Annotated in this window: 10 protein-coding genes; 6 read left to right on the top strand and 4 right to left on the bottom strand. The window is 65.3% G+C overall.

The features are described from left to right. Nucleotides 1-8: 8 nt before the first annotated feature. The 6 genes from tal to ACS8YF_RS13020 all read left to right on the top strand — a co-directional run bounded on the left by tal (nucleotide 9) and on the right by ACS8YF_RS13020 (nucleotide 9,017). Complete coding sequence (gene tal / locus ACS8YF_RS13045) at nucleotides 9-1,103, top strand: transaldolase (protein WP_440850633.1); 1,095 nt, start codon at nucleotides 9-11, stop codon at nucleotides 1,101-1,103. After that, nucleotides 1,100-2,788 (top strand): glucose-6-phosphate isomerase, encoded by a 1,689-nt coding sequence (pgi, locus tag ACS8YF_RS13040; protein ID WP_440850632.1) that lies wholly within the window; start codon nucleotides 1,100-1,102, stop codon nucleotides 2,786-2,788. Before tal ends, pgi begins: the two co-directional genes overlap by 4 nt. Nucleotides 2,789-2,798: 10 nt before the next feature. Next, nucleotides 2,799-4,451 carry a phosphoglucomutase (alpha-D-glucose-1,6-bisphosphate-dependent) gene (gene pgm / locus ACS8YF_RS13035; RefSeq protein WP_440850631.1) on the top strand — a complete coding sequence of 551 codons (1,653 nt, stop codon included), beginning with the start codon at nucleotides 2,799-2,801 and terminating at the stop codon, nucleotides 4,449-4,451. A gap of 65 nt (nucleotides 4,452-4,516) precedes the next feature. Continuing rightward, nucleotides 4,517-5,800, top strand: coding sequence for a glucoamylase family protein (locus ACS8YF_RS13030; protein WP_440850664.1), 1,284 nt, complete (start codon nucleotides 4,517-4,519; stop codon nucleotides 5,798-5,800). Further along, nucleotides 5,797-7,320, top strand: coding sequence for a mercuric reductase (locus ACS8YF_RS13025; RefSeq protein WP_440850630.1), 1,524 nt, complete (start codon nucleotides 5,797-5,799; stop codon nucleotides 7,318-7,320). Before ACS8YF_RS13030 ends, ACS8YF_RS13025 begins: the two co-directional genes overlap by 4 nt. Before the next feature lie 632 nt (nucleotides 7,321-7,952). After that, the gene (locus ACS8YF_RS13020; RefSeq protein ID WP_440850629.1) at nucleotides 7,953-9,017 is read left to right on the top strand and encodes a fatty acid desaturase; all 1,065 of its coding nucleotides are present in this window, start codon (nucleotides 7,953-7,955) and stop codon (nucleotides 9,015-9,017) included. 99 nt (nucleotides 9,018-9,116) lie between these two features. Here the strand turns inward: ACS8YF_RS13020 and ACS8YF_RS13015 are convergent, their stop codons facing one another. The 4 genes from ACS8YF_RS13015 to ACS8YF_RS13000 all read right to left on the bottom strand — a co-directional run bounded on the left by ACS8YF_RS13015 (nucleotide 9,117) and on the right by ACS8YF_RS13000 (nucleotide 14,005). Continuing rightward, nucleotides 9,117-10,313, bottom strand: coding sequence for an acetate/propionate family kinase (locus ACS8YF_RS13015; RefSeq protein ID WP_440850628.1), 1,197 nt, complete (start codon nucleotides 10,311-10,313; stop codon nucleotides 9,117-9,119). Between the two features lie 86 nt (nucleotides 10,314-10,399). After that, nucleotides 10,400-11,293, bottom strand: a complete 894-nt coding sequence (locus ACS8YF_RS13010) for a slipin family protein (protein WP_440850627.1) — start codon at nucleotides 11,291-11,293, stop codon at nucleotides 10,400-10,402. 126 nt (nucleotides 11,294-11,419) lie between these two features. Beyond that, complete coding sequence (locus ACS8YF_RS13005; RefSeq protein WP_440850626.1) at nucleotides 11,420-12,541, bottom strand: histone deacetylase family protein; 1,122 nt, start codon at nucleotides 12,539-12,541, stop codon at nucleotides 11,420-11,422. 228 nt (nucleotides 12,542-12,769) lie between these two features. After that, nucleotides 12,770-14,005, bottom strand: a complete 1,236-nt coding sequence (locus ACS8YF_RS13000) for a transaldolase family protein (RefSeq protein WP_440850625.1) — start codon at nucleotides 14,003-14,005, stop codon at nucleotides 12,770-12,772. Between the last annotated feature and the right edge of the window lie 43 nt (nucleotides 14,006-14,048).

Genomic DNA, 14,048 nt, shown 5'->3' with positions numbered 1-14,048 from the left:
GCACACCCATGAATCCCAATACAAAAGCACTCCACCAACTCGGCCAGAGCCTCTGGCTCGACAACATCACCCGCCGCCTGCTCGACGACGGCACACTGGCGTCCTACATCGCCGACCTGTCGGTGACCGGTCTGACCTCGAACCCGACGATCTTCGAGCACGCGATCGGCCACGGCAACGATTACGATACGGCGATCACCGAACTCGCCCGCGACCGTCACTCGACGATCGAGCAGATCTTCTTTGCGCTCGCGATAGACGACCTGCAACGCGCCGCTGATCTGCTGCGACCGGCCTTTGATGCCAGCGACGGTGTGGATGGCTGGGTCTCGCTGGAAGTCTCGCCGCTGCTGGCAGACGATGCGCCCAAGACCATCGAAGCGGCGGCCGACCTGCATGCAACGGCCGCACGCGAGAATCTATTCATCAAGATTCCCGGTACGGCAGCCGGCCTGGCGGCCATCGAGGCATCGATTTTCGCCGGCATCCCGGTCAACGTCACCCTGCTGTTCTCACGCGAACAGTATCTGGCGGCGGCCGATGCCTACCTGCGCGGCATCGAACGCCGTATCGAGGCCGGCCTGGATCCGAAAGTGGGGTCGGTGGCATCGCTGTTCATCAGCCGCTGGGATGTCGCCGCGAACAAGGAAGTTCCCAAGGTGCTTCACAACCGTCTGGGCATCGCCATCGCCGGTGTGACCTATCGTGCCTATCGCGACCTGCTGGCCTCGGACCGCTGGCAGGCCCTGGCCGACGCCGGCGCACAGCCGCAACGGCTGCTTTGGGCCAGCACCGGCACCAAGGACCCGGCCGAACCCGACACGCTCTATGTCGAGGCGCTCGCTGCCCCCGACACCATCAACACGATGCCGGAGAAAACACTGCATGCATACGCAGATCACGGCCGGGCGAGCGAGCCGTTAGCCGTCGACGGCGGCGCCGCCGACACCGCGCTGCAGACGTTTACGCAGGCCGGTATCGATACCGACGCCCTCGCCGCGCGGCTGCAGCGCGAAGGGGCCGAGTCCTTCTCGGCCTCGTGGCAAACCCTGCTGAAGCAGATCCAAGCCAAGTGCCCGCCGGTCGCCGAGGCCACCCCATGAGCAGCGCGACCCATCGACCCCACACCTCTTCGGACGCGCTGACCGCGCGTCCGGCATGGCAGGCCTTGGTCGCACATCATGACGATATGGGTCACACGCATCTGCGGGATCTGTTCCCGGGCGATGCCGAGCGCGGTACGACTTTCACGGCCGAAGCGGCCGGCTGGTTCCTTGACTACTCGAAGAACCGCGTGACCGCGCACACGCTCGAACTACTGATTGCGCTGGCGCAAGACCGCGGCCTGTGCGAGCGCAGGGACGCCATGTTCCGCGGCGAGGCAATCAACACCACCGAACAGCGCGCGGTGCTGCACGTGGCGTTGCGAGCACCGGCGAGCCAGAAGATCGTGGTCGACGGCCAGGATGTCGTCGCTGAAGTGCACACGGTGCTCGCCCGCATGACGCGGTTCGCCGAGGATGTACGCGGCGGGCGCTGGCTGGGCCATACCGGCAAACGGATCCGCAACGTCGTGAATATCGGTATCGGCGGTTCGGACCTCGGCCCGGTGATGGCCTTCGAGGCCCTGCGCCACTACAGCCGGCGCGACCTCACCGTGCGTTTCGTCTCGAATGTTGATGCGACCGATCTGGTCGAGACGCTGCGTGGCTTCGACGCCGCCGAAACCCTGTTCATCGTCTGTTCCAAGACCTTCACGACCCAGGAAACACTGACCAACGCGCATGCCGCACGCGACTGGTGTATCGCCCAGCTCGGCGATGACGCAGCCGTGGCACGACACTTCGTTGCGGTCTCCACCAACATCGAAGGCGTCACCGCGTTCGGCATCGCGGCCGACCAGATGTTCGGTTTCTGGGACTGGGTCGGCGGCCGCTACTCGATGGATTCGGCGATCGGGCTGGCCAACATGATTGCGATCGGCCCCGAGCACTTCCACGCCATGCTCGCCGGCTTCCACGCCATGGACGAGCATTTCCAGCACGCGCCGCTGGCGCAGAACCTGCCGGTGCTGATGGCGCTGCTGGCGATCTGGAACAACAATTTCCTGGGTGCGACCACCGTCGCGGTGCTGCCCTACGCGCAATACCTGACGCGTTTTCCGGCTTATCTGCAGCAGTTGACCATGGAGAGCAACGGCAAGCACATCACCCGCGCCGGCGCCCCGGTAGCAACTCAGACCGCGCCGATCCTCTGGGGCGAGCCCGGCACCAATGGCCAGCATTCGTTCTACCAGCTGATCCATCAGGGCACGCGGCTGGTGCCCTGCGATTTCATCGGCTTCTGCCAGAGCTTGAATCCGCTCGGCGGCCAGCATGACCTGCTGATGGCCAACCTGTTCGCGCAGAGCCAGGCGCTGGCGTTCGGCAAGACCGCCAGCGAAGTCGCGGCCGAAGGCATAGGGGCGGCGCTGGCACCCCATCGTGTCTTCGAGGGCAACCGCCCAAGCAACACCCTGCTGGCCGACCGGCTGACGCCGGCGACCCTGGGCTCGCTGGTCGCCCTCTACGAGCACAGCGTGTTCGTCCAGGGCGTGATCTGGGATATCGATTCGTTCGACCAGTGGGGCGTGGAACTGGGCAAGGCATTGGCCCAGCGACTGTTGCCGGAGCTCAAGCCCGACGGCGCCGTGCCGCGCACCCATGACAGCTCGACCAACGCGTTGATCGAGCGCTATCGCCGCAAGCGGGCCGACGATGCGGCCCGTTTGCCCACCGCTGCCATCTGAGGCGCATCCCATGGCCACACGCATCAGCCCGCTCGCCGGCAAACCCGCCCCGCTAGATCTGCTGGTCAATGTACCCCGGCTGGTGAGCGCCTATTACACCGGGCTGCCGGATCCGGGCGTGCCGGCGCAACGCGTCGCCTTCGGCACCTCCGGGCATCGGGGCTCGTCGTTCGCATTGTCGTTCAACGAACGTCATGTGCTGGCGATCACGCAGGCGATCTGCGACTACCGCAAAAGCCAGGACATCGACGGGCCGCTGTTTCTCGGCATCGATACCCACGCGCTGTCGGAACCCGCCCGGGCCAGCGCCATCGAGGTGCTTGCCGGCAACGGGGTCGAAACCATGCTGGCCACCGACGACGAATACACGCCGACACCGGCGATCTCGCACGCGATTCTGACCTACAACCGCGGGCGTACATCCGGGCTGGCGGACGGTATCGTGGTGACCCCGTCCCACAACCCGCCGGACAACGGCGGCTTCAAGTACAACCCGCCGAACGGCGGGCCGGCCGACGAGCACATCACCGACGCCATCGAGAACGCGGCCAACGCCCTGCTCGAAAAGGACCTGGCCGGAATTAAGCGAATCCCCTGCAACCGCGCGCTGCAGGCAGCAACCACGCATCGCCACGATTTCGTCACCGCCTATGTCGCCGATCTCGGCCAGGTCGTCGACATGGATGCGATCCGCGCAGCCGAGGTGCATATGGGCGTCGACCCGCTGGGCGGCGCCGGCGTGCACTACTGGGCACGCATCGCCGAGCACTACCGGCTGGACCTCACCGTGGTCAGCGACGTAGTCGATCCGACGTTTGCCTTCATGACCGTCGACTGGGACGGCCGGATTCGCATGGATCCCTCGTCGCCCTATGCAATGCAGCGCTTGCTCGATCTCAAGGATCGTTACGACATCGCCTTCGGCTGCGACACCGACCACGACCGGCACGGGATCGTCACCGGCCAGGCCGGTTTGCTGGCACCCAACCACTATCTAGCAGTCGCCATCGATTATCTGTTTAGCCACCGCCCGCAATGGAGCGCGCAGGCCGCAGTGGGCAAGACCGTGGTCAGCACCGGCCTGATCGACCGTGTGAGCGCGCGGCTGGGCCGGCCGCTGGTCGAAGTGCCGGTCGGCTTCAAGTGGTTTTCTGCGGGGCTGTTCGACGGCTCGCTCGGTTTCGGCGGCGAGGAAAGCGCTGGGGCATCGTTCCTGCGCCGCGACGGGTCGGTGTGGACCACCGACAAGGATGGCATTGTGCCCGCCCTACTGGCAGCCGAAATCACCGCGCGCTGCGGCCATGATCCCGGCGCCTTGTACAACAAGCTCACCGACGAACTCGGGTGCCCGCTGGCCGACCGCGTCGAAGCCAAGGCCACCCCGGCGCAGAAACAAGCGCTGGCCGCGCTCACGCCACACCGCATCAGCGCCCACGAACTCGCCGGCGAGCCGATTACCGGGATCATCGATACCGCGCCCGGCAACGGCGCGCCGATCGGCGGCATCAAGGTGATGACCGCCAACGGCTGGTTCGCCGCTCGCCCGTCGGGCACCGAAGACATCTACAAAATCTACGCCGAGAGCTTCGACGACGAGGCCCATCTGCAACGCATTCTGAAAGAAGCGCAGGCCATCGTCGACCAGGCGATCGCCACACCGTGACCACGCACTCTGCCACGGCGCCCGACCCGGCCGCCATCGCTGCCGGCGCCACCTCCGACGGCGCGATGCTCGACCGCCTGCAACGCACGGCATTCGATTATTTCCTGCAATGCGTCAACCGCGACAACGGCCTGGTCGCCGACACCACGCGCGACGACGCGCCGTGCAGTATCGCGGTGGTTGGTTTTGCCCTGTCGGCATTACCCATCGGGGTCGAACACGGCTGGATCGAGCGCGCCGAGGCGGTACAGCGCACGCTCGCTAGCCTTCGTTTCTTCATGGCCTGCGATCAGTCGGGCAGCGCCACTGCCAGCGGTTTTCATGGTTTCTACTTCCACTTTCTGGATATGCAGCTCGGCACCCGCGTCTGGCATTGCGAACTCTCGCCGATCGATACAACCCTCCTGATCGCCGGCATGCTGAGCGCTGCGGCCTACTTCGACGCCGACACGCGCGACGAAACCGAACTCCGCCAGCTGGCCAACGCCCTCTACGAGCGGGTCGACTGGCGCTGGATGCAGGACGACGGCGACACCGTCATGCAGGGCTGGAAGCCGGAATGCGGTTTCCTCCACTACGGCTGGGAAGGTTACAGCGAGGCGCTGCTGCTCTACGCGCTGGGGCTGGGCTCACCCACCCATGCGCTGACCGAACAGAGTTTTCGCGCCTGGACGATGACCTACCAATGGGAACATCTGTACGGCTACGATTTCCTGTACGCCGGGCCGCTGTTCATTCACCAGTTCTCGCAAGCCTGGATCGATTTCCGCGGCATCCGCGATGACTTCATGCGCGAGAAGAACTGCGATTATTTCGAGAACAGCCGGCGCGCGACCTATATCCAGCGCGAGTATGCGATCCACAATCCAAAGAGCTTCGCCGGCTACGACGCCGAGCATTGGGGCTTGTCGGCCGGCGACGGCCCTAGCGGCGATGCCCGACAGGTGGCCGGGCGCGAGCAGTTCTTCTATGGCTATGCCGCGCGTGGTGTGCCCTTCGGCCTCGACGACGGCACGATTGCCGGTTCGGCGACCGCCTCGTCGCTGGTCTTCGCGCCCGAGATCGTTCTGCCGGCGTTGCGTGCGCTTCAGGCGGACGGTGTTGCACACGGCGTCGATCTGATCCGTGCCAGCGGCTTCAATGCCACGCTCGGAGACACCCCCGCGAAAGCCTGGACCACGACCGATCTGTTTGGTCTAGACCAGGGCATGATCGTGTTGATGATCGAAAACTACCGGTCCGGGCTGCCCTGGCGCCTGACACGAAATCTGCCCTGCATTCGAGCCGGCCTGCGCCGCGCCGGCTTTCGTGGCGGTTGGTTGAAGCACTCCGAACCGGCCAAGCCATGAAGTCAGTCGGCCCTGCGCTCGACTATCCCTGCGCGAGCACCTCAGATCAGGAACTCTGCGCCCACGCTCGGCCGGCCGACTGGCGCAACCCGCGGCCCCGCCTGCCCTACGACTGGCTGGTCATCGGCGCCGGGCCTGCCGGGCTGACTGCGGCACGCAGCGCGGCAGCCCTCGGCGCTCGCGTCGCGCTGGTCGAAAGTCATCTGCTGGGCGGCGTTTCGCTGAACTACGGCTCGGTGTCGGCACAGGCGCTGATCAGAACCTCGCGTCTATACGCAGAGATGCGCGATGCCGCTCACTACGGCGCACGCGCCCCGGCACACGTCGACGTCGATTTCCCACTCGCGATGGAACGTATGCGTCGCATCCGCGCGCGTCTGGGCCATCTCAATTCCGCAGCGAGCGTTGCCGCCCTGGGCATCGACCTGTTTTTCGGTGCGGCGCGTTTCGTCAGCGACGATGCCATCGATCTCGATGGCACCCGGCTGACGTTCAAGAAAGCGCTCATCGCCACCGGCTCGCGGTCGTTGCTGCCGACCCTTCCGGGGCTGACCGAAGCCGGCTACCTGACCAACGAAACCGTGTTCGATCTAACCGAACTACCCGCCAGCCTGCTGGTAATCGGCGGCGGCCCGGTGGGATGCGAGCTCGCCCAGGCTTTCTGCCGCTTCGGCTCGCACACCATCATCGTCCACGACGAACCGCTGTTCCTGCCCCGGGAAGAACGCGATGCCGCCCAGCTGCTCAGCGCCGCGCTGGCTCAGGACGGCGTCGAGATTCATCTGAATACCACCGCCATCAATGTCCGCATGGACAACGGCCGGAAGGTCATCGAAACAGTCAACGACGGCGACGTGACAACCCTCACCGCCGACACGGTATTGACCGGCATCGGTCGCGTGCCCGCCGTGGCTGGACTGGACCTCGAAGCAGCCGGGGTCGTTTTCGACACAACGGCCGGCATCCGGGTGGATGACTTCCTGCGCACCAGCAATCGACGAATCTTCGCGGCTGGCGACGTCTGCATGCAACACCAGTTTGTCGATACCGCCCATGCCTCGGCGCAAATCGCCGTCCACAATGCGCTGTGTCGGCAGCGCCGGCGCGTGAGTGCCCTGACGACTCCCTGGTGTACCTATACCGACCCGGAAATTGCCCATGTCGGTCTGTATGTCCGCGAGGCACGCGAGCGTGGTATCCCGATAAAGACCTTCACGGTACCGATGCACGAGGTCGATCGCGCAATCGTCGACGGCGGGGAGGAAGGGTTTGTTAAAATCCATGTCCGCGAAGGCACCGACACCATCCTGGGCGCCACCATCGTGGCGCGACACGCAGGCGAAATGATCAACGACCTGTCGCTTGCGATCGTGGCCGGCATCGGTCTGGACACCATGGCAGGCGTGATTCATGCCTACCCCACTCAGGCCGAAGCGATCAGAAAAGCCGCACAGGCTTGTCGCCGAACCCCTCGGCCGCGCTGGCCCACATGGCTGCAGCGCGGGTGGCTCAGGCGATAACGACCGGACAACTCCGTGCCACCGCTATCGGGTGGCCCGATCCAGTGTCCGCTCGCCGTGATCTCTGCAGCAGGTCGTTCATCCGGGCCGCTGGCCTTGCAGCCGATGGGCGCCGAAATCGATCAAACTCAGGCACGACCCGCATGAACACGCACAGAAACACTCGCCGAGCTGCGTATGTTCTCGGCGCCGCAGACCGGGCATTCGATCACAAAGGCTGACACAGCCGATGAACTGCACCAGACTCCGCGCGCGACGGCCGGTGCGATCCCCGCGACGCTCAACCGTGTTGCCTGGCGCACAGACACGCCGGACACGGCGGCAGACACTGATAGACAACACCACCGCTATTCAAGGCACATAATAATGACCATCCCGTTGGTCAACGAGACCGAGGCGACCCGGCGACGCACCCGTTTGCCTGCAGGATCTGACGACGGTGCGATTTCGTGCTGGGAAAATGAGGGCGGTGCTGTTCAGCAGGCAGCCGGAACGTCCCGGACACATCTCCGGGAAAAACACACCGAGCGAAAGATCGCAGCCTGGATGATATCCCCGCGATAGCCCCAGAAGCCTGTTGTTAAAAGCTTCCGATATACGCCATGGACCGCCGGTCCGGGCATGAGTCTGTAATGGAACCAGAATTCACCCACGATCAGAGCACGGTTAAACCGCAATCATGGGTCCGCATACTGGCCGGATACCGCGAGCCCAGCGCCAGGCGCAGCGTACTGGAAGTGATGATCACGCTAATCCCGTTCGCCGGCATCTGGTGCTTGATGTGGGCGGCGGTGGACCACGGCTACTGGCTCGGTTTGTTGTTGGCCGTGCCCGCCGCGGGCTTTCTGGTGCGGCTGTTCATGATCCAGCATGACTGTGGCCACGGCTCGTTCTTTGCTTCTAGGGGCGCCAATCACTGGCTCGGCCGCGCCATCGGCGTATTGACGCTCACGCCCTACGATTTCTGGCGGCATACCCACGCCATGCATCATGCCGCCGCAGGTAATCTCGATCGCGAGGATTTTGGCGGCATCGACACGCTCAGCGTGCGCGAATTCAGGGCCCTGTCGCGCGGGCAGCAACTCCGTTATCGACTGTACCGGCATCCGCTGGTGCTGTTCGGCCTCGGCCCGGCCTATCTGTTCATCGTCCACAACCGTTTGCCGGTGGGTTTCATGCGCGCGGGCTGGATGCCGTGGTTGAGTACCCAGGGCACCAACGTGGCGATCATCGCGTTGGCTGGCCTTTTGATCTGGTGCATCGGACTCGTGCCGTTCCTGCTGGTGCAAGTGCCGATCACGCTTGTCGCCGCGACCTATGGCGTCTGGCTGTTCTATGTCCAGCACCAGTTCGAGACCACTTATTGGGAGCGGGAATCGGACTGGCGTTTTCACGACGCCGCGCTGCACGGCAGCTCGCACTACGACCTGCCGCCTGTCCTGCGCTGGTTCACGGCCAATATTGGCGTGCACCATGTCCATCACCTATGCAGCCGGGTGCCCTCCTATCGGCTGGCGGAAGTGCTGCGCGACCATCCCGAACTACGCGCGGTTGGCCGCATTACGCTCTGGCAAAGCCTGCGCTGTGTGCCGCTGGTGCTATGGGACGAGCAGGAACGTCGACTGGTGTCTTTCAGAACGGCGCGGGCCCTGCACGGCATACCTTGCAAACGCGTCCCCTGCAAACGCGTCGCGTAGGGACTGTTTAGAACATGGTCGGCGAACCAGTCGAGAGGGCTGATATTGCCCGAGCCAATCACCGCTTCAATGCCCGGTCACAGAAGCCGTCGCCACGGATCAGACCGGGCCCAGTACACGAGACACCAGGGCCGCGATCATCTGTTCTTCGTCGGTGGCGATGACGCGTATAGTGACGCGGGCCGATTGGCGAGAAATCAGTGCGGCACCGGCCGCGTTCTGCATCGGGTCGATCGTGATGCCTAGAAAATCCAGCCCGTCACAGATGCGATCGCGGATGACGGGTGCGTTCTCACCGATACCCCCAGCGAAGACCAGCGTATCCAGCCCGCCGAGCGCCGCGGCGTAGGCACCGATCGTCTTCTTTGCCTGATAGCAGAACAGGGCGATTGCCTCCGCGGCTCGCGGGTCATCCGCCTCGCTGGCCAGCAGATCGCGGATATCGCCGCTGGTCTCGGACAGCCCGAGCAGACCGGATTCGTGGTTGACGATGTGGTCGAACTGCGCGGGCGTTATCGCCGCTTCGTCCGCGAGAAAACGCACCAGACCGGGGTCGAGATCACCGGACCGCGTCCCCATGGGTAGGCCGGCGGCCGGTGTGAATCCCATGCTGGTATCGACGCCGATGCCAGCACGCACCGCGGCTATGCTCGCGCCGCTGCCCATATGGGCCAGAATCACGCGCCCACGGGTGGCCGCCGGGTCGCCCAGTCGCGCCAGCTCCTGGATCAGGTAGGCATAGGACAGACCGTGAAATCCGTAGCGCTGTACGCCGAGCGCCTCAAAGCGGCGCGGCAGCGCGATCTGGGTGGCCACTCGTGGCATGTGGCGATGAAACGCGGTATCGAAACAGGCGATCTGAGGACAGTCCGACAGTCGTTTGCCGAATGCCTCGATCAGTTCGAGCTCGCGCGACATGTGCTCGGGGTCACGCGGGCGCAAGCGTTCGAGCTCGGCGTGCAATGCGGGCGTGATGCAGGCCGGTTCGGCGTGCTGGAGCCCCTGCACCACGCGATGGCCAACCCCCGCGATGCCATCGAGGGCGCCGCGTTGTTCAAGCCAGTCGACGAGTGCTGCCACCGCGGCGCCATGCCCGGCGCCGTCGAGCGCCGTCTCGCCCGATTCGTTGGTCGCCGTGTCCGTGAACGACAGCGTGGCCCCGGCCTTACCGATACGCTCGATCTTGCCGCGTAGCGTCAGCAATGGCGGTTCGCCCCGTGCAAAAAGCGCGAAACGAATGCTAGACGAACCACCATTAACGGTGAGAATCGCGCCCTCGACGGCAGATCTACCCATCAAAATTCACCGCTGGCGGCTAAAAGCCCGACCGACTTCACTCCGGCGCCCGGCCCCTCCCGAGAGACCTCGCGGGCCGACGGATATCAGGCCGCGGCAGCCGGCTGGAGCGGGGGCTGCGCCTCAGCATCCGGATTGGGCACGGCCTGACCAGCGAGCGCGAAGGCCAGCGTGGCCGACGACGGATTGAGGCTGTCGACCATGGCGCTAGGGATAAGAATCGTCGCACCACGTTCCTTGGTGGTCTCGTAGATGATGTTCATGGCGCGCAGCTGCAGCGCCTGCGGATGCCCCGCATAGGTCTGGGCAGCCTCGACGAACTTGCCGGCGATCGCAGCCTCGGCCGAGCCCAGAATCACGCGCGCCTGTTTCTCGCGCTCGGCCTGGGCCTGGCGGGACATGGCGTCCTGCAGGGCTTCGGGAATCGCGACATCGCGAATCTCAACCGAGCTCACGGTAATACCCCACGGCGCGGTCTTGGCGCCGATCTCGAGCTTGAGCTGTTCATCGGCGTCCTTGCGGTCGGACAGTAGCGCGGCGAGCATCGACGAACCGATCATCTCGCGCAGCGAGGTCTGGGCGACCTGGTCGATGGCCTGGCGGTAGTTGGTGATCGCCAGCGCGGCCTTTTCGGCGTCATGCACGTGCCAGAAGATGATGGCATCGACATTGACCGGCACCGTGTCTCGGGTCAGCGCCTGTTCGGCGTTGAAGCCGGTGGTCTGAATGCGCTGATCGATGACGGCCACAACCGTGTCCATCACCGGAATGATGGCGAATAGCCCTTCCCCACGGACGCTCTGCAGCTTACCCATGCGCAGGATGACGAACTTCTGCCAGACGTTGGCCATCTTCAGCGACAGCGCGACGACCACCGCGGCCAGGACGAAGACGCCGGCCAGATACGGGCTGACCCAGAAGCCCGCCGCGGCGGCGGCGGCAATACAGAGTGCAACGCAGAATAGAGTGATCGGGTTCATGACGAGGGCTTCCATCGCGCAGTGGAGGACGTACTCGACGATGCGCCGGCCAGCAGTCGGCGTCCGTGCGCTAACCCACGCTGGCTTACGGTGATCGCCGCGCTCGGGTCGGTAAACGCCTGCCTGCTAGCGCGCCAGCGCGACGATGGACTCGGCATGGAACGCCGCGGCCTCGGCCACGGCCGCGCAGCCCGGGTCATCGGGCAGAACATTGATCGCAGCCACCGGATGCCCCGCCAGCACTTCGATCGCCGCATATGCGCTGTCGGCCAGCGCCTTGGCGTTGTAGCCGCCTTCGAGCAGCATCACCAGACGGCCGTCGCAGAGCTCGTCGGCCAAGGCGCACATGCCCTGTGTGATGGCGGCATAGCCAGTCTCGTCCATGGCGCAGGTCATATCGAGGTAGTGACAATCGAAGCCGGCGGATACCAGCAGAACATCGGGACCGAACGCGCGCGCCGCCGGGCTCACCACCTTCGCGAACACGTCCAGCAGTGCGGCGTTGCCAATACCCACGGGCAGCGGCACGTTGAGGTTGGTGCCCATGCCGGGTCCGGCACCGGTCTCCGCCAGCAGACCGGTGCCCGGGTAGAACGGCGCCGCGCAGTGGCTGTCGATCACCAGCACGTTGGGATCGTCATAGAAAATGGCCTGGGTGCCGTTGCCGTGATGCATGTCCCAGTCCCAGATCAGCACCCGTTCATAGCCGAGCGTGGTGCGAGCATGTGCAGCCGCGACCGCGATGTTGTTGTACAGACAGAAGCCCATCGCACGATCGGCCGGCGCATGATGGCCGGGCGGGCGCACGATACAAAACGCCCGCCGGGCGTCACCGGCCGCCACGGCCTCGAGCGCGCTGATGCCCGAACCCGCCGCCAGGCCGGCCGCCACCACGCTACCCGGCGATACTGCAGTCGTATCCTGCGCCAGCCAGCCCGATTGACCGTCCAGCGACTGGATATGGGCCACATACGCCGCGTCATGGGCCTGTTCGAGCTGGCGGGCAGTGGCGGCGGCCGGCAGCACCCAGCGCACGCCGTCGATGGGCTCCAGCAGCAGCCGATCGACGATCGCGGTCAGGCGCTCGGGTCGTTCCGGGTGGCTGTAGGTCTCCAGGCTTGCGTCCGGATATTGCAGCGCGATCATCGCCTTGACCGCGTCGGTCCATTCGGGATGCTCCGGATCCCAGCCGTGTGGGTTATGGCCGAGCATGCCCAGGTCGTAATAGACCCATACCGTCGTCGCCATCGCAGTCATCCAGCTAGCGCGCGGCCCGCCGGCGCGCCATCAACGATCTGCCGGGCCTCGGCCCGGATTGCAGCCACACGACCGGTTGCCCCGATGCGCCGAAGGTCGCCCGCCGGGCGGCAACCGCCGGATCCGGCCGCAAATGCAGATAGAGCCCGAAAAGGGCCATCGCGTCGACCGGCGCTGCCGCGCCGATCGGTTGCCTGCCCTGCGGATCGATTGATGCGCTCATGCGGTTGCCTGCGCGATGGTAACGTGCCGCTGCGTGAGCGCCTGCAGGAGTGCGTCCCACGAAGTCGCGGCGCTCTGAAGGCGATCGCGCTGCAGCATGCCGGCCATTGCGTCGAGATTGATTCCGGCGCGGGTACAACGCGCGAGCACGATTTCGCCGTCCTCGCTGTGGTGTGCGATGGCGCCGCGCAACTGCCCATGGTCGGCAAAGGCGCGCACCGTTTTCTCGGTCACGCCATTGATGGTCCCAGGGGCCGCCAGCGCGTCGACATACAACGTATCGGAGGCGAATGGATCCAGGCTGGCGGTATCCGACCAGAGCAGCCGCTGCGGGGGCGCTCCGGCCGCCGCAAGCCGCCGCCATCGGCGGGAATCACGCAACTTGCGATACGCTCGGTAACTGCGCTGAGCCACTGCCGTCCCGACCCGATCATGTAGGTCCTGCGGAATTTCCGTGCGCTCGTTGGGCTGATCCCAGTCAAAGTGCATCGCGGTAACCGCCGCGACCTGTGAATCCACCCCCGCTTCCCGATAGCGCCGATAGTAGGTGCTACGCGTCGTGGGCGCAGCGACCTTCTGGCGTACATCGGCCGGGAGGCCGAGACGCAGGGCGCTGTCCCAGGGGCTGACGACCAACGACGCAATGGATGCCACGTTGGCATCGAGACCCGCGGCCAGTCGGCGCTCGATACCATTCATGTAGGCTTGGGCGGCCGCGAGATATTGCGCGCGCGAGCACAGCAGCGTGATGCGGACCGGCACGCCGGCGAAGATCGCTGCTTCGATCGCTGGCATACCGGCCGCCGTTCCGGGGATCTCGATCAATAGATTCGGCCGCTCGGCGCGGGCATGGCATTCGGTGACCGCTGCGACCAGACGCGGCGTATCCGCGACCACCTTCGGCGAGACCGCCAGCGACGCCCAACCTTCGGCGCCGGCACTTGCCTCGAACAGCGGCCGGAACAGGTCGGCTGCGGCCCGCGCGTCATCCAGCACCAGCGTCCTGAGCAGCGCCTCGCCGTGCAACCCGGCCGTCGACGGTATTCGATGCTCGATATCGTCGACGTCGATCGCACCGCTGAAACCGTCGACCCGGGTGGGCATCGACGCCAGGCCGGTGATCGAGAAGTCGTCGATCAGGGTCTGCAGGCGACCGTCGTCGAGCATTCCCCGGCCGACGCCATCCAGCCAGAGACTCTGGCCGAGGCTTCGTAAACGATTGATAGCAGTCATAGTCATCTCCGGTGACGGGGTCGAGCAGCGCCGCGATACGACC

The sequence above is a fragment of the Salinisphaera sp. SWV1 genome, from assembly GCF_052044155.1.
GTDB lineage: Bacteria > Pseudomonadota > Gammaproteobacteria > Nevskiales > Salinisphaeraceae > Salinisphaera.
Note: the sequence above shows the minus strand (reverse complement) of the source record. Positions and strands in the feature narration are given on the sequence as shown.